Raw genomic sequence first — 20,237 nt, 5'->3', positions numbered from 1 at the left:
TTACCCATATTCTATATATTCAAACGTATATATTCTCTTAAATCTTTATAATCATGAAAAATAAAATCAATCATCCCCTTGTAATTTACATTCTTTTTTGAAAAAAAAGCTGCTTTCATTGAAACATTTTTAGCACCTAAAATATCATATTCATAAGAATTCCCTACATACAAAATATTATTACTACTTAAATTTAAATCCTCAATAACTTTTAAAAAAGGTGCTTTATGTGGCTTTAAATATCCAGTATCTTCTGAGGAAAAAAGAACATCCCAAAAACTGTCTTGAATGCCCAATAAATTTTTGACACGACCCAAAATAGGAAAGTCTGACATTACACCCAATTTTATTCCCTTAAATTTAAGCCAATAGATTAAATCTTGAACTCCAAGATATGGCTTAAGTTTTTTAAACTTATCACTAAAAATCTGACTGTAATATATTTTATTTAATAAAAACGCACACCGATTCTCATCAAGATTTAAATGCTCAGAAAGCATTTTAACTTGAAGAGAAAAAAGTTGGCCCCTATTTGAAGGGAAAAATTGATTGCTTTGTAAAATTCGTATTTTTTTTCTAATATGCTTGAAAGCTAAAAAAAACTTAACATTAGTTAAAAATTCAAAAAACATTAGTTTATTTCTATCCGCCTCAGGATACAAGGTGCCATCTAAATCAAATACTACAGCTTTAATCATGATGATTGATTATTTGCCTTTATAGGTATAGGTACTATCGATAAATTTTCAGGAACCTTAACTCTAACTAAATGAATATAAGATTTTGGATATCTTTTCTGGAGAGACTTGATTGAAGTTTCAGAATTAACCTCATTAACAGAAACCCTAAAAATCCTATTTTCATCAAGAAATGGAAGAAACAAAACAACATGCTTATGAAGCACCATACTTGATAAATTGCTAATACCCGTGCTAATAGATCCTAAATAAATATATCCAGGCTCATCTAAAGCTAGACTATATAATAAAAACTCTAAATTTTCAATTTTATAACCACGATTGTTGACATAATCAAAAAACTTAATATTATTAACATCATTTTCCTTGATTTTAAATAAATTTAAATCTGCATTAATATTATTTATCCTATAAGCAATATTGCGAATCCAATCAAGACCAAAAAAAGGATCCTTATTAAATTCTTGACTTCTAGTAAAACCACTGCCTCTAACACCAATATGTCTAAGCTTAAGATCATTAATTCTTAAAAGTCGTCCCGTCATTGATTTATAAATCGAATCCGCCACCCATTTAACAAATCCTGAGCAATTAAATCCCACAGGATCTTTTTGCAACAACCCAGTTTCTATATGCACCATTTTGCCATACTCATCCATTGCACCATCAACAACCTCAGCAATGGGAAAAGATGCAAGAGATTTCCTTAAACTAATTGCCATATTAGAAATATCTTTATAAATATCAAAATATTCAGGAATAAAATATCTAAAATCAATAACCCTGCCAATATAATTTATTATATTGGCAAGAGAAATTACTGCAATATCTTCAATCTTAAACGGCAATTTAACGTCTTTATAAATTAAAGTATTTACTAAATAAAAATCAGCACTAGAGGAAAATTTTGAAGACTTTATTCTAATAAACGTATCCCCTCTGTTTATAAAAAATATTTTTATCTGCTCAATACCATCTTTGCCCACTTTAATTACATAAGATCCTGGGAAAATATAGCCCACATTCTTTTTTTTATTAAAAAAAGAATAATAAACATACCCAGAAGAAACTTCACTTGAAACTTCAATGTAATAATCTTGTGTAATAAAATGTTTTACTGGACTTATTTTTTTTTGCACATAGCTTGAATTAAAATATTTTGAATATTTAGTCCTTACGTCAAAATCATAAAAAAAACTCTCAAGCGCAAAAAGGTTTAAACTCTTAAATATTAAGAATAAAAATATATATCTCACTTTAAATCTCTTATTTTTTCCTTTAATTCTACTAAAATTGGTATATTTTTATATCCAATTTTACGCAAATTATTTATTAAATAATTATAATAAGAATTCGGAAAATTCTTTATTTTATTTGCAAAAAGAATAAACTTAACAGGATTAGTACTAACCTGTGTAATATATTTGATTTTATGAGAAATATTTAAATGATAATCCTTGATCCATAAATTCAACATTTTATTTAGATCTGGAGTACTGGTTTTAAGTTCAAGCTGATCTTTTAACTTAAAAGATTCTTTAAAAAGAGAATCTAAGCCTGTCTTTTTATGAACAGAAATTCTAAATATAGGAGCAAAATTTAAAATAGGGAAAAAAAACTTCACACGACTCTTTAAGGCTTCAAAATAACCTTTGGACTCCTCCACAAGATCCCATTTGCTAAACACAATAATAATTCCTTTCCCTTTTTTAGTAACATAATGAGCAATTTTTTTATCCTGAGAAGTCAATTCTTCTTTAACATCAATCAACAAAAACACAATATCTACCATGTCAATTACTTTTAATGCCCTATTAACAGAATAATATTCAACAATTTCATTTACTCTTGCTTTTCGTCTTATTCCAGCTGTATCAATAACCTCAAAAACTTTCCCATTCCTAGTGAACTTAGTTTTAATAAAATCTCTAGTAGTACCAGGCTGATCTGAAACAATTGCAATTTCATTTCCAGATAAATAATTAATAAGGGTAGATTTGCCTGAATTGGGCTTACCTATAATACCAACCCTAATATCAACTCCACTCTCAATATTAGCTTCACCAACTTCTACTTTTAAAAAATCTCTAAGCTTATTAATGCCTCGACAATGAGCTGCACTAACCAGAAAATAGCGCTTGAAACCTAAATTATAAAATTCATAAGCTAAACATTCCTTATCTTTAGTATCCACTTTGTTTAAAACCAAAACTACCTTGTTACTATATTTTCTCAGCCTTTCAATAATCTGATAATCCTCAAGTAAAATTTCATTAATATCTAAAACCAATAAAATTAAATCAACTTTTTCTAAAGAGCTTAAAACCTTTTGCACAACAATTTTGCTAATCTCATCTTTTAAGATCGTAAACCCACCAGTATCAATTAATTTAAAACTAAAAGAATCAATCTTACAAACCTCCTCAACTAAATCCCTAGTAACACCATAAGTACTCTCAGTAATACTTCTTTTTGTATCTAAAATTCGATTAAATAAAGCAGATTTACCAACATTTGGTCTACCAACAATAAGAACCTTTTTATAACTAAGCAAAGCAAATACACCTCTTTATTTATTTCGATATTTCCATTATAATAGCAAATATTAGTATTTATGCCAATTACACGTGAGTGTTTACATTGAAAAGAAAAAAAAAATCCAGCTCAACCAAATCAGACATACTTTTAATTTTAATTGCTATTGTTTTAACAATAATTAGTGTGCTATTAATAATAAAAAATTCACTTATTATGCATGTTTTTAAAGAAAAAAATTACGATAACAGTTTATTCGAATCAAGCCAAACACAAGATAATAAATTAATTGAAGCTAAAAAAACTACCAATAAAAATACAAATATAAAAATACTTAAAAATGAAAGTTTTTTAATCCAACCACCAGAAATAAAAAAACTTGAAGAAGAACTCAAACAAAACCAAAGAAATAATAACCTTAAAAACAAAAAATTTATTAAACTTTATTTTATAAAAGTAACCCCAGAAGGTTATTTTTTAAGACAAACCGTAAAAAGAACTATATATTACGACAAAAATATTCTTGAAGAAACACTAAAATCTTTAATCAAAGGACCAAATGAATACGAGCTAAAAAATAATTTTTTAAGCTTAATCCCTATAAAAACCAAGCTTTTAAATTTAAGCCTAAGTGAAGGAATTGCCAAAATAAACTTATCTAAAGAATTTTATGAAAATAGTTTTGGAATTGAAGGAATAATTAATCAAATCGCTCAAATAACCTTAACATGTCTTGAGATTAAAGGAATTGATGGAATAATTTTAACAATAGAAAATAATCCAATAATACTTGAAGAATTAAACTTAAATTTCTCAGGAATATTAAATAAAAAGACTTTATACAAATATTAAAATTCAATATTATTAAGCAATTGCATGGAACTTACAATATTTAAAACACTTGACTTAACAACTAAAAACATGAATTCTTGATTACCTTTTCTACCTTTGGTTTTTAACTTTAATATATTTTTAACCTGTAATTTATTTTTATAGAATTTTTCAATTACACTTTGCAAAATTATCTTCAAATACTTACAATTCACAACACCATTAAAATTTTTTATATCTAAATTCAAACCTTTAAACTCAAACTGGGGCTTAATTAAAACTATAATAAAATTATCAGAAAGTTTATCTATTAAATTTACACATATACTTATTGATGATCTAAAAGAAACATCTACAACGGCAAAATTGGGAACAACCCTAAATTCTGTAACATCAAAAATATTAGTTCTCTCTAAAACTTTAACTCTTGGATCAATCCTCAATTTATAAGAAAGTTGGTTAATGCCTACATCAATTGAATAAACAAAATTAGCGCCACACTGTAATAGACAGTCGGTAAAACCGCCGGTTGAAGAGCCTACATCAACACAAATTTTATTTTTAACTTCAATCTCAAAATCCTTAAGCGCCTCTAAAAGCTTGGCCCCCCCCCTTGATACAAATGTTTGACAAGCATCTTCAACTAAATCTATTTTACTTGTTTTATTTATTAACATTTTAGGATTTTTTTCTTTATGAGAATTTACATATATATTCCCTTTTAAAATCAAGATAATTAATTCTTCTCGTGTTTTTTCTGGATACCTTTTGCAAAGTATATTTAATAAATTATTTCTGAATCCTTTCAATTTTTAAAGCACGGCCTGTCTTTAAATTAGAAGTAATAATAACTCCTTGTAAAATTGTATCATCTTCTACAACTTCAGCTTTTAAAGAGGTATATTCAAGCAAGCCTTTAAGAGAAATATCGGGATTAAATCCTATTACAGAATTTAATCCACCTGTCATCCCAATATCACTAATATAGGCTGTCCCTTTTGACAATATTCTTTCATCTTGAGTCATAACATGAGTATGAGTACCAACCACACCTGTTACAAAACCATTTAAAAAATATCCAAAACTTTCCTTTTCATAATTACTCTCAGCATGAAAATCCACAAAAATGGTTCTAGTCTTATTACTTAGCATATTAACCAATTTTTTTGTATTATCAAAAGGATTCTTAACAATAAAATTCATATTTAAAACCCCTTGAACATTAACAACAGCAACCTTTTCATCTTTAATAGTTAAAAAACAATAACCATGACCATCTAACAAATCTGAAAAATTATTTGGCCTTAAGATATATGTTTGCTTATTTAGGTAATCATTTATTTTGTAATTAGAATACACATGATTGCCAGTAGTAATAACATTAACACCTGATCTAAAAAGATTATTTGCTATTTCTGGAGTTATCCCAAAACCATTTGAAGAATTTTCTCCATTAGCAATTACCAAATCTATTCTATATTTGTTCTTAATGTTTTTAAGATTAAAAAAAACTTTTTTTAATCCACCCTCGCCTATTATATCCCCAATTATCAAGGTTTTAATAGTACTATCTTGCATATTCAATAACTCTGGTTTCGCGAATAATTGTAACTTTGATTTTCCCAGGATACCTCATTTCAGCTTCTATCTTCTTAGCAATGCCTCTTGCAAGTAAAATTGATTTTTCATCATTAATCAAGACATTGTCAACAATAATTCTAACTTCACGACCAGCCTGAATAGCATAACATTTTTGAACACCTTCAAAACTACAAGCAATGTCTTCAAGTCTTTTAAGTCTATTTATATAGTTATTTAAACTTTCCCGTCTTGCTCCAGGACGAGATGCCGAGATGGCATCTGCTATTTGCACCACAATGGCCTCAAGACTCTCGGGTTTCACCTCATTATGATGTGCAGCAATAGCATTAACAACAATTTCGCTCTCTCCGCAACTTTGAGCAAGTTCAGCACCAGTAATAGCATGCCCCTCGCTATTATCAGAAATACTTTCCATACCTTTACCAATATCATGTAAAAGACATGCTCTTTTTACCACAACAGGATCTAGCTTCATCTCTTTAGCTAAAATTTCTCCTATTATAGCTGTTTCTTTAGAATGGCTTAAAACATTTTGACCATAACTACTTCTAAAGTAAAGCCTTCCCAACCCTCTAATAAGCCTCTTATCAAGCCCATGTATATTTAGGTCAAAAACTACCTTCTCACCTTCTTCTTGAATAATGCTATTTATCTCATTGGTAACATTATACACAACTTCTTCAATCCTAGCAGGATGAATTCTGCCATCTGTAACAAGTCTTTCTAAAGTCCTCTTAGCAAGCTCTTTTCTTATTGGATCAAAGCAAGATATAACAACGGCTTCAGGCGTATCATCAATAATGATATCCGCTCCTATTAAAGTCTCAAGAGCCCTAATATTGCGCCCTTCTTTACCTATAATCCTACCTTTCATCTCATCATTAGGTAATTCAACAGAAGCTACTGTAAACTCAGAGCTCACCTCTGTAACAATACGCTGCATAGTAGATACTAAAATATCTTTTGCAACCTTATCTGCTAATAGCTGTGCTTCCTGTTCACTTTTATTAATAATAACTTGAGCATCTCTTTTAGACTCATGCTCAACTTTTTCAATTACAATTTTCCTTGCGTCTTCTCTTGTAAGACCAGAAATATTTTCCAATCTTTTAACAAGATCGGCCTCTTTTTCTCTTATTACTTTTTCTTTTTGTTCAAATTCTTTAATTTTAAAATCAACTCTGGACTGCTGTTTATCAAGAGCAGATATTCTCTTATCTAAGGTTTCCTCTCTTTGTAATAATCTTTTTTCTAGATTAACAATCTCATTTTTCCGATCTCTTATATCCCTATCTTGCTGGTTTTTTTCTTTAAGCATTTGAGATTTTGCATTAGCAATAACTTGCCTTCTTTCATTTTCTATCTCTAATTGTGATTCTACTCTTACTTTTGTCAGATTTTTTTCTAAATCTAATAAAGACAATCTACCTAAAAAAACTCTTACTAAAAATCCTAATATAAAGCCAGCAAAAATAGAAGAAAAAATAATATATATCATATCATTTAACTCCTATGCTGTTTAAAAGCAATTTAAAATTTAATCTTTAAACAGTGCGCTCAATTATTAATTATTCATCTTTTAAAGGCTTTTCAACTAATTCTAGGATAGCCATCTCAGCTGCATCTCCATATCTTTTTCCTAATTTAATCATCCGAGTATACCCACCACTTCTTTGTCTAAAAACAGGAGAAATTTTGGTAAACAGCTTATTTAAAATATACTTATCATGTATAAATTTTGATAATTCTCGCCTATTATGCATAGTATCAACTTTTGCCCTTGTAATTAATCTTTCAGCAAATCTTTTGACTTCAAACAATTTTGCCTTAGTAGAAGAAATTTTTTCATGCTTTAAAAAAGAAATTACCATATTCTTTAAAAGTGCTCTCCTGTGACTGGACTTCCTACTTAATCTATTAAAACCCAATTTTGTTTTCATGAAACAGCCTAAACTCTCCTTTTATTCAGATATTTTAACATTCTTACTCAATACAGATAGAGCATCTTCTTTGGACATTCCTAAATATAATCGATAAGAACCAAGTTTTTCGATTATTTCTTCTAAACTTTTTTTCCCAAAATTTCTAGCTTTAGAAAGCTCTTCTGCGTTTTTACTAATAAGTTCCCCTAAAGTTCTAACATTTTCTTTGGCTAAACAATTTAAAGATCTGACTGATAAATTTAATTTCTCAATGCTCATATCAAGCAAATTAAAACTTTCTGATTTTGATTTTTCAAAAGATGTATTAACATTGTCTTCAAAATCAACAAGGGGAAATAAAAATTCTCTTACTATTGATGCAGCCTTTTTTATTGCATCTTTGGCAGAAATCACACCCGTAGTCCAAATTTCCATTACAAGCTTGTCATAATCTGACCTTTGACCAACTCTAGTATCTTCTACAGAATACGAAACTTTCTCTATAGGAGAAAATATAGAATCTAAAGCAATAGCATTGACTTCTTCTAAATACTTAGAATTTTGCTCAGAAGATACATAGCCTCTACCATAATTAATTTGAAATTCAAGATCTAAATTCACATCATGTGATAAAGTAGCTATAATTAAATCTTTATTAAAAACCTCAACCCCATCTCTTTCAAAATGAGAAGCTTTCAAAACATTGGTATCTTTTCCGCTAACACTAAAGCTTATTGTCTTCCTTTGCTCTCCTTCTCCAAGTTTCAAATGGATATTTTTAATATTAGCAATAACCTCAAGAGTATCTTCAGAAACTCCAGGAATCAAATCAAATTCACTTGAAATAACCTTTGAGGAAGAGTCTTTATTGTTAGACTGAACTCTCATAGCAGTAATAGCATACCCTTCAATAGAAGAAAGTAATACACGCCTTAAAGTATTACCTATAGTAATTCCAAAGCCTCTTTCAAAAGGATATATCGTAAACTTACCATAAGACCCATCACCTTGGCTTTTTAAAAATTCAATTTTTTCAGGTATAGTGAAATCTTTTAAAAATTTTTCTACAGGCATTATAACTCCCCTTCTAGCTAAACTCGTCTGGTTTTTTTCGGTCTGCATCCATTATGAGGAATAGGAGTAATATCTGAAATCGATTTTACAGTCATGCCAATCGAACCAATAGCTCTTATTGCAGACTCTCTACCAATGCCTGGCCCTTTTATATACACATGAACATAATTAATTCCAAAATCTCTCACTTTATTTAAAGCAGACTCTGCTGTTATTTGAGCAGCATATGGAGTCGACTTTTTTGCCCCTTTAAAACCCATTCCACCAGCACTTGCCCAAGCTAAAGCATTTCCCTTTATATCAGATACAGTAACTATAGTATTATTAAAAGTAGCTTGTATATAAACGTTTCCTTCTCCGATATTTCTTTTAATTTTTTTTTTACTATTAGTTGATAATTTTGCGCTCAACTTACCCTCCAAATATTAAAAACTATTTTATTTGCTAGCTATTTTCTTATTAGCCACAGTCTTTCTTTTTCCTTTTCTAGTTCTTGCATTCGTTTTAGTTCTCTGGCCCCTCAAAGGCAATCCTTTCCTATGCCTAACACCCCTATAACACGCTATATCCATAAGTCTTTTAATAGACATTGCAACTTCACTTCTAAGTTTCCCCTCTACAACATAATCGCTCTCAATTACCTTCCTAAGTCGATTAACCTCATCATTATCTAAATCCTTAGCAATTTTGCTTGGAGAAATACTTGATTTATTGCAAACTTCCAAGGCTCTTGTTCTACCTATACCATAAATGGAAGTAAGCGCTATTTTTAATTGTTTATTATTTGGTAAATCTATTCCCGATATTCTAGCCATTTCATTTCCTCTAATTTTTACTTTTGTCTTTGTTTATGCTTTAAATTATCACAAATAATTCTTAATACACCTTTTCTTTTTATAATCTTACATTTTTCACAAATTGGCTTTACACTTGCTCTAACTTTCATAATCAAACACTCCTAAATTTTTTGCAAAAATGCATAATTCTTTCTATTTCCATGAGAAAATCCCTGAGTTTTTAAATAAGCATCAATATGAATTAATGTATCAAGTGCAACTCCTACCATAATAAGCAAAGAAGACCCCCCCATTATCCTAGAAACATCGTGTGGAAATCTAAAAATATTTTGCACTAAAAATGGAATAATTGCAATAATTGACAAAAAAATAGATCCTGAAAATAAAGTTTTATTCATAATTTCATCTAAATACTTTTCCATCTCATCAGACTTTATTCCCGGAATAGCGCCCCCATTCTTACGAATATTATTACTTATATCTTTAGGACTTAGTTGAATCTTAGAATAAAAATATGTAAATCCAATTATCAAAATTACATTCAAAAAAGTATAATAAAAACCATTGGGCCTTAAATAAGATAAAATTTGCCTAGCTATGGAAGAAGTTTCTGCAAAACCACTTAAAATTTGTAAAGGTAGAGTAATTAAAACAGAGGCAAAAATAACAGGTAAAACACCCGACGGATTCAACTTGATTGGTAAATATGAACTAACTGTACTATTAGAATTTGCCCTAGCATAATGAATAGCAATTCGCATTTGAGCCTTATATTCATATATAATTAATATAACAACTAAAATAAATATACTTATAATAAGTATAACAAAAACAGGATTAACATTTTGAGAAGGATCCTGCATACTTTGGAATAAGTTAAACAAAGCCGCTTGAAGTCTAACCACTATGCCAGAAAAAATTATCAAAGATGTTCCATTGCCTACACCTCTTTGATTAATTTGCTCTCCAAACCACAAAAGGATAAATGTCCCCGTAGTAACTGTTAAAATAGCGATAAATATATATCTATAAAAGGGAATGGTAACAGCACCCGGAATACCCTTAGCATAAAGGCTTGTTGCGTATCCTTGAACTACAGCTGCAACTATTGTTAAATATTTTGTATATTTTTTAGTCTTTTGTCTTCCACCATCACCTTCTTGCATTTTTTTCAAAGAAGGAAAAGAATAAACAAGAAGCTGAACAATAATAGATGCCGAAATGTAAGGTCCTATACTAAGCATAAATATAGAAAAATTGCTAAAAGCTCCCCCTGAAAAAAAATCAAAATAATTAGCAATTGAAAAATCTGATTGCGCCTTGAAATAACTTTTAAGCGCCACAGAATCTATTCCTGGTATCGGCAAATATGAACCAACTCTAAAAAGGAAAAGAACAAACAAAGTAAACAGGAACTTATTTCTTAAATCCTTAACAGTAAATAAACTTAAAAACAATTCTTTCATTTTTATTCCACTTTAAATCAATTTAATAGTACAGCCAATTTTTATTACAAGGCTTTCAGCCGATTTAGAAATTCTAGAAATTTCAAAGGAAACTTTTTTTGTAAGCTTACCATTAGACAAAATCTTAATTTTTTTATTTTTCTTTTTTATAAGTTTATTTTCAAGCAAAGTATCATAATTAACAACTTGTCCATCCTTAAATTTTTTATCTATATCTCCAAGATTAACAATTGCATATTCCAATTTATAATCACTATTAGAAAAACCTTTCCTCGGCAATCTTCTATAAAGAGGAGTCTGCCCACCTTCAAATCCAAGTCTTGGCGAAGTATTTCTTGCTTTTTGCCCCTTTTGACCTCTCCCAGAAGTTTTGCCAAGTCCTGAACCCGGACCTCTGCCAACAATTTTACGTTGCTTGCTAGCTCCCTTAGGCTTTAACAGGTTAAACATTACATTACCTCGCTTAATACAATCATATTAATAGTCTCGTTCAGCATGCCCTTAATAGATTCATTTAAAAAATGTACCTTTTTATCGCCTATTTTATTTAAACCTAATGCTTTTAAAACTTTGACCTTTTTATTTAATTTTCCAATAAGACTTCTTACAAGAAAAACTTGCACATTAATATTGTTTTTAGAAATAATTTTTCTATTATTTTCCATTCTTCTAATAAAACATTTATTCTTAGACCTAGACCTTGAAGCATTAAACCTAGCTTTCTTTAGTTGTAATCTTAATTTCCTTTTAATCATACATTAACCCCATAAAGTTTTCAAAGTTTTTTCTCGCATTTCTGCCACTTTTTCAGCATTCAAAACTAAATCAAATGCCTTAAAAGTCGCCTTTACCACATTCATAGAATTATTAGAACCAAGAGATTTGCTCAAAATATCATGCACTCCTAAAGCCTCCATTACAGCACGAACAGGGCCCCCCGCAATAACACCAGTACCATGAGTAGCTGGCTTGATTAAAACTTTGGCTTTTTTAAAGCAACCAATAACCTCATGTGGCAATGTTCCTTTTCGAATAGGAACAAATCTTAAATTTTTCCTAGCACTTGTTAAACTTTTTTTTATTGCATCACTAGCATCATTAGCTTTACCAAAGCCCCAACCAACATGTCCTTCACCATCTCCAACAACCATAAAAGCAGCAAAAGAGAATCTTCTCCCGCCCTTAACAACCTTAGTAACTCTGTTGAGTGATATTAACTTTTCTATCTGCTTTTTCTGAGCCTGAACATCTACCATAAATACACTCCCTTAAATATTAATACCAAACTCTCTCAAAGAAGTTGCAAAACTTGCAATAAGTCCATGATACTTATAACCATTTCTGTCAAAAATAAGATTATTTATATTTTTCTCCTTAAGCCTTTTAGCAAGAACTTCTCCAAGTTTTTTTATATCATCAATATTTTTGCCTAAATTAAGACTTTTTTCAATAGTAGAAATACTTACAACAGTATGCCCCTTAGTATCATCTATAACCTGCGCATAAAAATACCTATTAGATTTAAATATGGTAATTCGTGGCCTACTAGCTACCCCGCGCCCTATTTTGTCCTTTATTCTTTTTTTACGTCTAAGCTTTCTCTGTTCTGCTTCTTTTATTTTTTTCATAACTATTAACCCAAAATTTATTTTTTTACACCAGATTTTCCAACTTTTCTTCTAATAACTTCATTATCATATTTAATGCCCTTTCCTTTATATGGCTCTGGTTTTTTTAAACTTCTAATCTCAGCAGCAACCTGACCAACCTTAAACTTGTCTATTCCTTCAACAGAAACTTTAGTATTCCCGTCAAGCTTTACGCTAATACCATCTGGAATAACATATTCAAACTGAGTTGAATAACCAAGGCTTAAAAAAAGGCTATTGCCTTGTTGCTCTACTCTATATCCTATACCATTTATAGTAAGAGACTTAGAAAATCCTTCAGTCACTCCTTTTACCATGTTAAAAATTAAACTCCTGTAAAGACCGTGATAAGCTTTTGCTTTTTTATCATTAACAACTCGATCAACAATAACACTGCCATTCTCAACTTTAACATTAATACTTTCTTTTATATCTTGAACTAATCTTCCCCTAATGCCTTCAACTATTACTAAGTCGCCTTTAACATCAACCTTAACAGCATCTGGAATCTTTATCGGAAGTCTTCCAATACGTGACATACATCCCCCTATTAAACTACCAAACTGAGCAAATCAACTCACCACCTATTTTTTTATCTTTAGCTTCCTTGCCAGTAATAACACCTTGAGAAGAAGATATAATTAATATTCCATACCCATTCTTTATTCTTGGCATATTTTTATATGAAGAATAAATTTTTCTACCCGGAGTGGAAATAGCATCTATTTTATTTATAACAGGATTTCTTTTGCTGTCATACTTTAGTAAAACCCTAATAAAAGAAATTCCTTCCTTTTCTAAAAAATTAAAATCCTTAATATAACCCTCTTCCTTAAGAATGTTTAATATTGATTTATTCATATTAGACATCTTTAAATCTACAGATCCATGTCTAACTCTGCTTGCATTTCTTAATTTAGTTAGCATGTCTCCTACTGAATAAGTAATCGCCATAAAATTCCCTTACCAACTTGATTTTGAAACGCCAGGAATTAATCCTTCAGACGCATACTTTCTAAAACATATTCGACACATACAAAAATCCCTCAAATATCCTCTTGGACGACCACACAACTTACATCTATTATTTTGCCTTGTTTTATACTTAGGCTTTCTTAAAGCCCTAATAATCATTGATTTTTTTGCCATATACTTTACAAATCCCCTAATTACTAAACGGCATTCCAAATTTCAAAAGCAAAGCTTTACTTTCTTTATCATTTGAAGCTGTTGTCACAATTGTAATATTCAAACCAGATATTCTCTCTATTTTATCATAGTCTATCTCAGAAAATATTATTTGCTCTGTTATCCCAAAAGAATAATTTCCATTACCATCAAAAGCATCTCCATTGATTCCCCTAAAATCCTTAACTCTTGGCAATGCTAAATGAATAAGTTTATATAAAAATTCATACATTGCATTGCCCCTAAGTGTAACTTTAGCGCCTATTTCTTGCCCTTGTCTAATTTTAAATCCGGCTATTGCTTTTTTTGCTTTTGTCTTTACAGCTTTCTGACCAGTGATATGAGCAAGCTCCAAAACAGCAGAATCTAATAACTTCTTATTTCTAACAGCCTCCCCAACACCTACAGAAACTACTATTTTCTCAAGCTTGGGAACTTGCATTATAGATTTATATTCAAATTCCTTAACAAGCTCTTTTATAACACTGTCTTTATAATATTTCTTCAATTCAGGAACATAATTCATAAACTCTATATCCTCTGTCCATTTTTTTTAAGATATCTTATTTTTTCATTATTTTCAAATCTAATGCCCAATCTTGAAGAAGTTCCCTTAACAAATATCATCACATTTGAAATATCTATAGCGGCCTCCTTATCTATTATTCTACCCTTTTCTTGGGGTGTCCTAGCTTTAATAACTTTTTTAACCATATTGCAAGACTCAATAATAACTTTATTTTTTTTTCTATTTATACTAGAAATCTTACCTACTCTTCCCTTATCTTTTCCAGAAAGAATTTTTACGCTATCCCCTATCTTGAACTTTGTCTTCACAAAACCCCCTTTTGCTATATAACCTCTGAAGCTAATGATACCACCTTCATAAAATTAGCATCCCTAAGTTCTCTTGCAACAGGTCCAAATACCCTTTTGCCCCTAGGACTTAAATTAGCATCAAGTATCACACAAGCATTATCATCAAACCTAACATAAGTCCCGTTCTTGCGTCTTACTTCTTTAGAAGTCCTAACAATTACAGCTTTATAAACATCTCCTTTTTTAACAGAAGAATTAGGAATTGCTTGTTTTACTACAATAGTTATTATATCTCCAATTTTGGCATAACGCCTTTTACTACCACCAAGAACCTTAATACATTGAGCCACCTTGCCACCAGTATTATCCGCAATTGTTAAATAAGTCTGCATCTGAATCATAATCAACCTCCTTTAGAAAAATCAAAACTATTTTAATTTTTCTAAAACCTCAACAAGAGACCATCTTTTATCTTTACTAATAGGTCGAACCTCAATAATTTTTACCTTATCGCCAACCTTTGAAATTTCTTTTTCATCATGTGCTTTAACTTTTTTACTAACCTTTAAATACTTGCGATAAATTGGATGCATCTTTCTTTGAACAATTTCTACTACTATAGTCTTAGACATCTTGTCACTAACAACTTTGCCAATTAATTCTTTTTTATTTTCTCTTGCCATATCTAAACCTTTCTAATACCTAATTTATATTCACAAATTATTGTATTAAGTCTTGCAATATCACGCCTAATCTCTCTTTTTTTTAAAGGATTTTCAACATGACCAACAACAGATTTAAATCTTAAATCTAAATATTCTTTCTTTAATTCTAGCCTTTTAGCCTTCATGTCCTCAAGAGTAAAACTTTTAAAATTTTTTAACATAATTACCTCAAATCTCGCCTTACAACAAACATGGTTTTTACTGGAAGCTTAGAACTTGCAAGCGACATAGCTTCTTGAGCAAGCTCTTCTACAACTCCTGACATTTCAAACATAACAGTACCAAGCTTAACAGGAGCATTCCAATGATCAACACCCCCCTTGCCCTTACCCATTCTAGTTTCAGCTGGTTTTTTAGTATAAGGAATATCAGGGAATATTCTTATCCAAACCCTTCCACCTCTTTTTATTTTACGAGTCATTGCAATACGAGCAGCCTCAATTTGACGAGCAGTAATAAAATTTGTTTCCAAAGAAACAAGTCCATATTCACCAAAAGAAATTTTATTGCCCTTCTGGGCCTCTCCGGACAATCTTCCTCTCTGCTTCTTCCTATATTTAACCTTTTTTGGACTTAACATCTAATTATCCTCCAATATCCTGCTCATTAAAATCGACTCTTCCTTTAGAAAAAGGCTCACTATTTTTTTTATTTAAAAGATCTAATTTATCTTTAGATAGCCCATCTTTTTTATTCAAAAGCCTAGTTTGCTTTTCATCGATCTTTTCTCTATTATTTAAAATTTTATCAAAATTTTTAATAGCATCGCCTCTTTCCCTAAAAGACTTTTTATTTATTACCTGACCAGCATCAGAATTGGTTTGTCTCCCTAAAACTTCACCTTTAAATAACCAAACCTTAACTCCAATAATTCCATAAGTAGTTTGAGCCTCAGAAAATCCATAATCTATATTAGCTCTAAGAGTATGCAAAGGAACCCGACCTTCCTTAACCTCAAAGCTTCGAGCAATCTCCGCCCCACCAAGTCTACCGGCAATCTTAATTTTGAGCCCTTGAGCACCTTTTAACATAGAAGTAGAAAGGGATGATTTTAAAACTTTTCTATAAGATGCTCTATTTTCTACTTGCTTTGCAATCCCATTAGCAATAATTTGAGCATCAAGCTCTGGCCTTTTAACCTCTTTAATCTTAATGCTAATCTTTTTAGAAATTTTTTTAGTTAACAATTGACCAATCTTTTCAAGATTAGAGCCTTTAAGCCCTATCACAGAACCAGGCCTTGGAGTAACAATTACTATTGTTACTTTTTGAGGATTATTTCTAATTATTTCTATATCAGAAATATCAAATTTAATCCCTTTAAGAAACTTCATAATTTCTCGTCTTATTAAAAAGTCTTCATGAAGAATTGCAGAATACAATTTTTTATCAAAATACCATTTTGACTTCCAATCCTTATTAATTTTTACCCTTAAGCTATATGGATGTACTTTTTGACCCATACTTTATCCTTTAATATCTTTTTTTTCATCAACTTCAACAAAAATATGACAATTTCTATTAACAAGCCTATCAGCCCTACCCCTGGCTCTAGGCCAAATCTTTTTACGACGACGCCCATCATCAACCATAACTGTTTTTACAAATATCATGTCTTCGGAAAGATTTTTATTGTGATACATTGCATTTGATGCTGCTGATTTAACAACTTTTTCTAAAAGCTTAGCTCCTTTATTAGGCATAGAACAAAGCACTGCAATAGCTTTAATATAAGACTCCCCCCGTATATTGTCAGCTATTGGCCTAACTTTTTTTGGAGAAGAGGGCAAATTTTTACCCCTTGCTGTATATCTTCTATTTACCAACATAACTACTTATTTCCTTCCCTTTTTGTCTGACTTAGCATGGCCTCTAAAAATCCTTGTAGGTGAAAACTCGCCAAGCTTATGCCCCACAAGATCCTCAGTAATATAAATAGGTATAAAAGTTTTGCCATTGTAAACAGATATAGTAAGGCTTACCATTTCAGGAATTATTGTTGAAGATCTGGAGTAAGTTTTAATAACAACCCTCTTCTCACTTCCAAAAGATGATAAAACTTTTTGATAAAGACTCTTTTCTATAAAAGGCCCTTTTTTAATAGATCTTGCCACTATACTCTCCTATTTATTTCTTCTTTTAATAATAAACTTATCTGAATATCTCTTCTTCTTGCGAGTCTTATAGCCCTTAGTGGGCTGTCCCCAAGGAGACACAGGATGGCGACCTCCAGAAGTTTTTCCTTCACCACCACCATGCGGATGGTCAACAGGATTCATAGCAACGCCTCTAACCTTAGGCCTTCTACCAAGCCACCTACTTTTACCAGCTTTACCTATAGAAATATTGGCATAATCTTCATTTCCAATTTCACCAATTGTTGCAATACATTTTTTAAAAATCAATCTCACCTCACCGGATGATAATTTTACAGTAACATAATTCCCGTCAGAAGCAAGTATCATAGCATATCCACCAGCACTTCTTATAAGCTGTCCACCTTTTCCCACATTAAGCTCAATATTGTGAACAGTTCTTCCAATAGGAATATTTTCAAGAGGCAAGGCATTGCCAATTTTAATTGGGGCATTTGGACCACTTTCCAAAACATCTCCAACCTTAATGCCTTTAGGAGAAATAATATACCTTTTTTCTCCATCTTTATAAATAAGCAAAGCTATATTAGCACTTCTATTGGGATCATATTCAATAGAAGAAACTCGAGCAGGAACGCTAAATTTATCTCTTCGATTAAAATCGATCAACCTATACCTTCTCTTATGTCCACCACCTCTTCTTCTAACACTAATTCTGCCAGAAGAATCTCTGCCCGATCTAAATTTCTTACCTTTTGTTAAAGATTTCAAAGGATCGTTACCTTTGCTCAAATCATCAAAAGATAAAGTCGTCTTATAGCGCAAAGAAGAAGTTTTTGGCTTATAAGTCTTAATACCCATATTTATTTTTCTCCAAAACCACTAAAAAATATCTATTTTATCTTCCTTTTCGAGATAAACATATGCCTTCTTCCATGAAGAAGTTTTTCCCTTACCTATAGGATACCCCTTTCTAGACATCACAACCTTGGCCTTACTTTTAATATTGAGCAAATTACACGATACTGGAGTAACATTGAAAAGTTCTTTTATTGCTGCACCAACCTCTTTTTTATTTGCCCTTTTATTAACCTTAAAAACATAAACATTAATACTTTCCCTTTGAGTATTGGTTTTTTCAGTAAGCATAGGTGAAACTATTATATCATAAGCCTTCATACTTATCCTCAACATCCTTTTTATTTAATTAATGTAAAACTCATTGAGCTTGTTAACAGCAGATTCTAAAGCTATTAAATTCTTAGCATAAAACAAATCAACAACCCTAAGTTTATCAAAAGACAAAATCTTTAAATCTCTTATATTTTTACCAGCCCTTTTTATCATCTGATCATCATTGCCCAAAAGAATAACTACCTTACCATTAAAACTTGCAAAATTTTTTATTATTACCGCAAGATCTTTAGTTTTTCCAGATTCAACATTAAAATTCTCAATAACTTTAAAACTATTTTCATCAGCAGCACGCAAACTTAATACAGACTTAAATGCAAGCTTTTTTACCTTTTTAGGCAATCTATAGCTATAATCCCTAGGCTTTGGCCCCAATGCTACGCCTCCGCCAATCCAAACTGGATTTCGCTTTGTACCAACTCTAGCTCTACCGGTTCCTTTTTGCTTCCAAGGCTTTTTAGAGCTTCCCCTGACCTCTGATCTGGTTTTAGTTGAAGATGTTCCAACCCTAAGATTAGACAACTCATTTTTTATAGCATTGTAAATAGACCCATGACTAATTTCTATATTAAAAACTCTATCATCCAAATTTATCGTTCCAATCTCTTTCCCATCTTTAGAAAAAACTTTTCTTTCCATACTAAATACCTACTTTTTAGATTTCTTAACAACAACAAAAGAACCCTTAGCGCCAGGCACAGCCCCTTTTACTAGAAGGGCTCTCTTTTCTTCATCAATTAAAACAACTTCAAGATTTTGAATAGTTTGTTGATTTCCACCCATTCTACCAGCCATTTTGGTCCCTTTAAATGTTCTTGCAGGAGTAGTAGCTTGTCCTGTTCCACCAAGATGTCTATGAAATTTTGATCCATGAGAAGATGGTCCACCACTAAAATTATGCCTTTTCATAGCCCCTTGAAAACCCTTGCCTTTAGTAATACCTGTAACATCTACATACTTAACTAACTTAAAAACATCAACCTTAATCTCATCACCAGCGTCATACCCATCAAGCCCCTTAAGCTCTATCACATATTTTTTAGGCTCAATATCTTTTAAATTTTTATATTGACCTTTTATAGGCTTTGAAATTTTAGAACTCTTAAGATCAACAGAACCTGCTATAAGAGCGCTATAACCATCTCTATCGACTGTTTTCTTCCCTATAATATAATTGGGCTGAAACTCTATAACAGTAACAGGAACCACAATGCCATTTTTCTGAAATATCTGAGTCATGCCAACTTTTTTTCCAATCAATCCCAACATTAAAACACCTCAAATTCATATACTTAAAATATCATTTACTGCTTAATATCTACCTCAACACCTGCTGGAAGCTCTAATTTCATTAAAGAGTCCATTAAAGCAGAAGTAGGCTCTAAGATATCAATAAGCCTTTTATGAGTTCTCATCTCAAATTGCTCTCTTGATTTTTTATTGACATGAGGAGAACGTAAAACAGTATATTTTTTTATTTTTGTCGGCAAAGGAATTGGTCCCTTAATCTGAGCCTTGGCCTTCTGAACAGCTTTAACAATAGATTCGGCACTCTGGTCTAATATTTTAACATCAAAACTAAATAATCTTACACGTATCTTATCTTTAGCAATCAATTTATTCTCCTAAACTTTAAAGAGT

The 20,237-nt window shown here is 30.9% G+C and carries 34 protein-coding genes; 1 reads left to right on the top strand and 33 read right to left on the bottom strand.

The genetic code is table 11. The features are described from left to right. Nucleotides 1-11: 11 nt before the first annotated feature. From HNP67_RS00470 to der, 3 genes are read right to left on the bottom strand one after another with little or no spacing between them, the layout of a single operon-like run. Nucleotides 12-698, bottom strand: a complete 687-nt coding sequence (locus HNP67_RS00470; RefSeq protein ID WP_184123974.1) for an HAD family hydrolase — start codon at nucleotides 696-698, stop codon at nucleotides 12-14. Further along, entirely contained in the window at nucleotides 695-1,954 is a 1,260-nt protein-coding gene (locus tag HNP67_RS00465) for a hypothetical protein (protein WP_184123972.1), read from the bottom strand. The genes HNP67_RS00470 and HNP67_RS00465 overlap by 4 nt, the downstream gene beginning before the upstream one ends. Continuing rightward, complete coding sequence (der, locus tag HNP67_RS00460) at nucleotides 1,951-3,252, bottom strand: ribosome biogenesis GTPase Der (protein ID WP_184123969.1); 1,302 nt, start codon at nucleotides 3,250-3,252, stop codon at nucleotides 1,951-1,953. Before der ends, HNP67_RS00465 begins: the two co-directional genes overlap by 4 nt. Nucleotides 3,253-3,338: 86 nt before the next feature. On the opposite strand from der, the gene HNP67_RS00455 reads away from it, so the two are divergent. Beyond that, nucleotides 3,339-4,085 (top strand): GerMN domain-containing protein, encoded by a 747-nt coding sequence (locus HNP67_RS00455; RefSeq protein WP_184123966.1) that lies wholly within the window; start codon nucleotides 3,339-3,341, stop codon nucleotides 4,083-4,085. Here HNP67_RS00455 and HNP67_RS00450 read toward each other — a convergent pair. From HNP67_RS00450 to rpsJ, 30 genes are all read right to left on the bottom strand, one after another. Continuing rightward, entirely contained in the window at nucleotides 4,082-4,873 is a 792-nt protein-coding gene (locus HNP67_RS00450) for a TlyA family RNA methyltransferase (protein ID WP_184123963.1), read from the bottom strand. The two genes, HNP67_RS00455 and HNP67_RS00450, sit on opposite strands and share 4 nt — an antisense overlap. Then, nucleotides 4,854-5,642: a TIGR00282 family metallophosphoesterase gene (locus tag HNP67_RS00445; protein WP_184123959.1), complete on the bottom strand. Its 789-nt coding sequence runs from the start codon at nucleotides 5,640-5,642 to the stop codon at nucleotides 4,854-4,856. Before HNP67_RS00445 ends, HNP67_RS00450 begins: the two co-directional genes overlap by 20 nt. Next, nucleotides 5,632-7,164 (bottom strand): ribonuclease Y, encoded by a 1,533-nt coding sequence (gene rny / locus HNP67_RS00440; RefSeq protein WP_184123956.1) that lies wholly within the window; start codon nucleotides 7,162-7,164, stop codon nucleotides 5,632-5,634. Before rny ends, HNP67_RS00445 begins: the two co-directional genes overlap by 11 nt. A 70-nt stretch (nucleotides 7,165-7,234) precedes the next feature. Further along, entirely contained in the window at nucleotides 7,235-7,606 is a 372-nt protein-coding gene (rplQ, locus tag HNP67_RS00435; RefSeq protein WP_184123953.1) for a 50S ribosomal protein L17, read from the bottom strand. Nucleotides 7,607-7,627: 21 nt separating this feature from the next. Next, a complete protein-coding gene (locus HNP67_RS00430; RefSeq protein ID WP_184123950.1) occupies nucleotides 7,628-8,662 on the bottom strand; it encodes a DNA-directed RNA polymerase subunit alpha in 1,035 nt (344 codons plus the stop codon). A 17-nt stretch (nucleotides 8,663-8,679) separates the two neighbouring features. Further along, nucleotides 8,680-9,072, bottom strand: a complete 393-nt coding sequence (gene rpsK / locus HNP67_RS00425) for a 30S ribosomal protein S11 (RefSeq protein ID WP_002557092.1) — start codon at nucleotides 9,070-9,072, stop codon at nucleotides 8,680-8,682. A 27-nt stretch (nucleotides 9,073-9,099) separates the two neighbouring features. Further along, a complete protein-coding gene (gene rpsM, locus HNP67_RS00420; RefSeq protein ID WP_002557091.1) occupies nucleotides 9,100-9,477 on the bottom strand; it encodes a 30S ribosomal protein S13 in 378 nt (125 codons plus the stop codon). A 17-nt stretch (nucleotides 9,478-9,494) separates the two neighbouring features. Then, a complete protein-coding gene (rpmJ, locus tag HNP67_RS00415) occupies nucleotides 9,495-9,608 on the bottom strand; it encodes a 50S ribosomal protein L36 (RefSeq protein ID WP_184123946.1) in 114 nt (37 codons plus the stop codon). Nucleotides 9,609-9,620: 12 nt separating this feature from the next. Further along, nucleotides 9,621-10,925: a preprotein translocase subunit SecY gene (gene secY / locus HNP67_RS00410; RefSeq protein ID WP_184123943.1), complete on the bottom strand. Its 1,305-nt coding sequence runs from the start codon at nucleotides 10,923-10,925 to the stop codon at nucleotides 9,621-9,623. Nucleotides 10,926-10,937: 12 nt separating this feature from the next. Next, nucleotides 10,938-11,375: a 50S ribosomal protein L15 gene (rplO, locus tag HNP67_RS00405; RefSeq protein ID WP_184123940.1), complete on the bottom strand. Its 438-nt coding sequence runs from the start codon at nucleotides 11,373-11,375 to the stop codon at nucleotides 10,938-10,940. Continuing rightward, entirely contained in the window at nucleotides 11,375-11,680 is a 306-nt protein-coding gene (gene rpmD, locus HNP67_RS00400) for a 50S ribosomal protein L30 (protein ID WP_002661415.1), read from the bottom strand. The genes rplO and rpmD overlap by 1 nt, the downstream gene beginning before the upstream one ends. A 3-nt stretch (nucleotides 11,681-11,683) precedes the next feature. Continuing rightward, nucleotides 11,684-12,181 (bottom strand): 30S ribosomal protein S5, encoded by a 498-nt coding sequence (rpsE, locus tag HNP67_RS00395; protein ID WP_184123937.1) that lies wholly within the window; start codon nucleotides 12,179-12,181, stop codon nucleotides 11,684-11,686. A gap of 12 nt (nucleotides 12,182-12,193) precedes the next feature. After that, complete coding sequence (gene rplR / locus HNP67_RS00390; RefSeq protein WP_184123934.1) at nucleotides 12,194-12,553, bottom strand: 50S ribosomal protein L18; 360 nt, start codon at nucleotides 12,551-12,553, stop codon at nucleotides 12,194-12,196. A gap of 17 nt (nucleotides 12,554-12,570) precedes the next feature. Next, complete coding sequence (rplF, locus tag HNP67_RS00385; protein WP_184123931.1) at nucleotides 12,571-13,113, bottom strand: 50S ribosomal protein L6; 543 nt, start codon at nucleotides 13,111-13,113, stop codon at nucleotides 12,571-12,573. A gap of 16 nt (nucleotides 13,114-13,129) precedes the next feature. Then, a complete protein-coding gene (gene rpsH / locus HNP67_RS00380; protein WP_184123928.1) occupies nucleotides 13,130-13,528 on the bottom strand; it encodes a 30S ribosomal protein S8 in 399 nt (132 codons plus the stop codon). Between the two features lie 9 nt (nucleotides 13,529-13,537). Then, nucleotides 13,538-13,723, bottom strand: a complete 186-nt coding sequence (locus tag HNP67_RS00375) for a type Z 30S ribosomal protein S14 (protein WP_002557082.1) — start codon at nucleotides 13,721-13,723, stop codon at nucleotides 13,538-13,540. Nucleotides 13,724-13,739: 16 nt separating this feature from the next. Beyond that, nucleotides 13,740-14,288: a 50S ribosomal protein L5 gene (rplE, locus tag HNP67_RS00370; RefSeq protein WP_184123925.1), complete on the bottom strand. Its 549-nt coding sequence runs from the start codon at nucleotides 14,286-14,288 to the stop codon at nucleotides 13,740-13,742. 5 nt (nucleotides 14,289-14,293) lie between these two features. Then, nucleotides 14,294-14,599 carry a 50S ribosomal protein L24 gene (rplX, locus tag HNP67_RS00365; RefSeq protein ID WP_184123922.1) on the bottom strand — a complete coding sequence of 102 codons (306 nt, stop codon included), beginning with the start codon at nucleotides 14,597-14,599 and terminating at the stop codon, nucleotides 14,294-14,296. 14 nt (nucleotides 14,600-14,613) lie between these two features. Then, nucleotides 14,614-14,982 carry a 50S ribosomal protein L14 gene (rplN, locus tag HNP67_RS00360; RefSeq protein ID WP_002557079.1) on the bottom strand — a complete coding sequence of 123 codons (369 nt, stop codon included), beginning with the start codon at nucleotides 14,980-14,982 and terminating at the stop codon, nucleotides 14,614-14,616. 27 nt (nucleotides 14,983-15,009) lie between these two features. Continuing rightward, a complete protein-coding gene (gene rpsQ, locus HNP67_RS00355; RefSeq protein WP_184123919.1) occupies nucleotides 15,010-15,264 on the bottom strand; it encodes a 30S ribosomal protein S17 in 255 nt (84 codons plus the stop codon). A 2-nt stretch (nucleotides 15,265-15,266) separates the two neighbouring features. Continuing rightward, a complete protein-coding gene (gene rpmC / locus HNP67_RS00350; RefSeq protein WP_184123916.1) occupies nucleotides 15,267-15,467 on the bottom strand; it encodes a 50S ribosomal protein L29 in 201 nt (66 codons plus the stop codon). Between the two features lie 2 nt (nucleotides 15,468-15,469). Next, nucleotides 15,470-15,886: a 50S ribosomal protein L16 gene (gene rplP / locus HNP67_RS00345; RefSeq protein ID WP_002656214.1), complete on the bottom strand. Its 417-nt coding sequence runs from the start codon at nucleotides 15,884-15,886 to the stop codon at nucleotides 15,470-15,472. 4 nt (nucleotides 15,887-15,890) lie between these two features. Continuing rightward, nucleotides 15,891-16,769 carry a 30S ribosomal protein S3 gene (rpsC, locus tag HNP67_RS00340; protein WP_184123914.1) on the bottom strand — a complete coding sequence of 293 codons (879 nt, stop codon included), beginning with the start codon at nucleotides 16,767-16,769 and terminating at the stop codon, nucleotides 15,891-15,893. Between the two features lie 3 nt (nucleotides 16,770-16,772). Beyond that, nucleotides 16,773-17,135 carry a 50S ribosomal protein L22 gene (gene rplV / locus HNP67_RS00335; RefSeq protein WP_071983452.1) on the bottom strand — a complete coding sequence of 121 codons (363 nt, stop codon included), beginning with the start codon at nucleotides 17,133-17,135 and terminating at the stop codon, nucleotides 16,773-16,775. A gap of 6 nt (nucleotides 17,136-17,141) precedes the next feature. Then, the gene (gene rpsS / locus HNP67_RS00330) at nucleotides 17,142-17,420 is read right to left on the bottom strand and encodes a 30S ribosomal protein S19 (protein ID WP_002557073.1); all 279 of its coding nucleotides are present in this window, start codon (nucleotides 17,418-17,420) and stop codon (nucleotides 17,142-17,144) included. A 9-nt stretch (nucleotides 17,421-17,429) separates the two neighbouring features. Further along, nucleotides 17,430-18,263 carry a 50S ribosomal protein L2 gene (gene rplB / locus HNP67_RS00325; protein WP_184123912.1) on the bottom strand — a complete coding sequence of 278 codons (834 nt, stop codon included), beginning with the start codon at nucleotides 18,261-18,263 and terminating at the stop codon, nucleotides 17,430-17,432. A 21-nt stretch (nucleotides 18,264-18,284) separates the two neighbouring features. Further along, a complete protein-coding gene (gene rplW, locus HNP67_RS00320; RefSeq protein ID WP_184123910.1) occupies nucleotides 18,285-18,581 on the bottom strand; it encodes a 50S ribosomal protein L23 in 297 nt (98 codons plus the stop codon). A 24-nt stretch (nucleotides 18,582-18,605) separates the two neighbouring features. Then, complete coding sequence (gene rplD, locus HNP67_RS00315) at nucleotides 18,606-19,235, bottom strand: 50S ribosomal protein L4 (protein WP_184123908.1); 630 nt, start codon at nucleotides 19,233-19,235, stop codon at nucleotides 18,606-18,608. 9 nt (nucleotides 19,236-19,244) lie between these two features. Further along, complete coding sequence (rplC, locus tag HNP67_RS00310; RefSeq protein ID WP_184123906.1) at nucleotides 19,245-19,865, bottom strand: 50S ribosomal protein L3; 621 nt, start codon at nucleotides 19,863-19,865, stop codon at nucleotides 19,245-19,247. A gap of 35 nt (nucleotides 19,866-19,900) precedes the next feature. Further along, nucleotides 19,901-20,212, bottom strand: coding sequence for a 30S ribosomal protein S10 (gene rpsJ, locus HNP67_RS00305; protein WP_002557068.1), 312 nt, complete (start codon nucleotides 20,210-20,212; stop codon nucleotides 19,901-19,903). Between the last annotated feature and the right edge of the window lie 25 nt (nucleotides 20,213-20,237).

Origin of the sequence: Borreliella californiensis, assembly GCF_014205885.1 — a bacterium.
GTDB lineage: Bacteria > Spirochaetota > Spirochaetia > Borreliales > Borreliaceae > Borreliella > Borreliella californiensis.
The sequence above is the reverse complement of the archived record's forward strand: the minus strand, read 5'-3'. Positions and strand labels throughout refer to the sequence as shown.

Bases quoted from the DNA above. Each gene is read 5' to 3' on its own strand.
- HNP67_RS00470 (WP_184123974.1), bottom strand. From the start codon at position 698: ATGATTAAAGCTGTAGTATTTGATTTAGATGGCACCTTGTATCCTGAG.
- HNP67_RS00445 (WP_184123959.1), bottom strand. From the start codon at position 5,642: ATGCAAGATAGTACTATTAAAACCTTGATAATTGGGGATATAATAGGC.
- rny (WP_184123956.1), bottom strand. From the start codon at position 7,164: ATGATATATATTATTTTTTCTTCTATTTTTGCTGGCTTTATATTAGGA.
- rplQ (WP_184123953.1), bottom strand. From the start codon at position 7,606: ATGAAAACAAAATTGGGTTTTAATAGATTAAGTAGGAAGTCCAGTCAC.
- HNP67_RS00430 (WP_184123950.1), bottom strand. From the start codon at position 8,662: ATGCCTGTAGAAAAATTTTTAAAAGATTTCACTATACCTGAAAAAATT.
- rpsM (WP_002557091.1), bottom strand. From the start codon at position 9,477: ATGGCTAGAATATCGGGAATAGATTTACCAAATAATAAACAATTAAAA.
- rpmJ (WP_184123946.1), bottom strand. From the start codon at position 9,608: ATGAAAGTTAGAGCAAGTGTAAAGCCAATTTGTGAAAAATGTAAGATT.
- secY (WP_184123943.1), bottom strand. From the start codon at position 10,925: ATGAAAGAATTGTTTTTAAGTTTATTTACTGTTAAGGATTTAAGAAAT.
- rplO (WP_184123940.1), bottom strand. From the start codon at position 11,375: ATGTTTAACCTGTTAAAGCCTAAGGGAGCTAGCAAGCAACGTAAAATT.
- rpmD (WP_002661415.1), bottom strand. From the start codon at position 11,680: ATGATTAAAAGGAAATTAAGATTACAACTAAAGAAAGCTAGGTTTAAT.
- rpsE (WP_184123937.1), bottom strand. From the start codon at position 12,181: ATGGTAGATGTTCAGGCTCAGAAAAAGCAGATAGAAAAGTTAATATCA.
- rplR (WP_184123934.1), bottom strand. From the start codon at position 12,553: ATGAAAAAAATAAAAGAAGCAGAACAGAGAAAGCTTAGACGTAAAAAA.
- rplF (WP_184123931.1), bottom strand. From the start codon at position 13,113: ATGTCACGTATTGGAAGACTTCCGATAAAGATTCCAGATGCTGTTAAG.
- rpsH (WP_184123928.1), bottom strand. From the start codon at position 13,528: ATGGCGATTACTTATTCAGTAGGAGACATGCTAACTAAATTAAGAAAT.
- HNP67_RS00375 (WP_002557082.1), bottom strand. From the start codon at position 13,723: ATGGCAAAAAAATCAATGATTATTAGGGCTTTAAGAAAGCCTAAGTAT.
- rplE (WP_184123925.1), bottom strand. From the start codon at position 14,288: ATGAATTATGTTCCTGAATTGAAGAAATATTATAAAGACAGTGTTATA.
- rplN (WP_002557079.1), bottom strand. From the start codon at position 14,982: ATGATTCAGATGCAGACTTATTTAACAATTGCGGATAATACTGGTGGC.
- rpsQ (WP_184123919.1), bottom strand. From the start codon at position 15,264: ATGGCAAGAGAAAATAAAAAAGAATTAATTGGCAAAGTTGTTAGTGAC.
- rpmC (WP_184123916.1), bottom strand. From the start codon at position 15,467: ATGTTAAAAAATTTTAAAAGTTTTACTCTTGAGGACATGAAGGCTAAA.
- rplP (WP_002656214.1), bottom strand. From the start codon at position 15,886: ATGTTAAGTCCAAAAAAGGTTAAATATAGGAAGAAGCAGAGAGGAAGA.
- rpsC (WP_184123914.1), bottom strand. From the start codon at position 16,769: ATGGGTCAAAAAGTACATCCATATAGCTTAAGGGTAAAAATTAATAAG.
- rplV (WP_071983452.1), bottom strand. From the start codon at position 17,135: ATGTTGGTAAATAGAAGATATACAGCAAGGGGTAAAAATTTGCCCTCT.
- rplB (WP_184123912.1), bottom strand. From the start codon at position 18,263: ATGGGTATTAAGACTTATAAGCCAAAAACTTCTTCTTTGCGCTATAAG.
- rplW (WP_184123910.1), bottom strand. From the start codon at position 18,581: ATGAAGGCTTATGATATAATAGTTTCACCTATGCTTACTGAAAAAACC.
- rplD (WP_184123908.1), bottom strand. From the start codon at position 19,235: ATGGAAAGAAAAGTTTTTTCTAAAGATGGGAAAGAGATTGGAACGATA.
- rplC (WP_184123906.1), bottom strand. From the start codon at position 19,865: ATGTTGGGATTGATTGGAAAAAAAGTTGGCATGACTCAGATATTTCAG.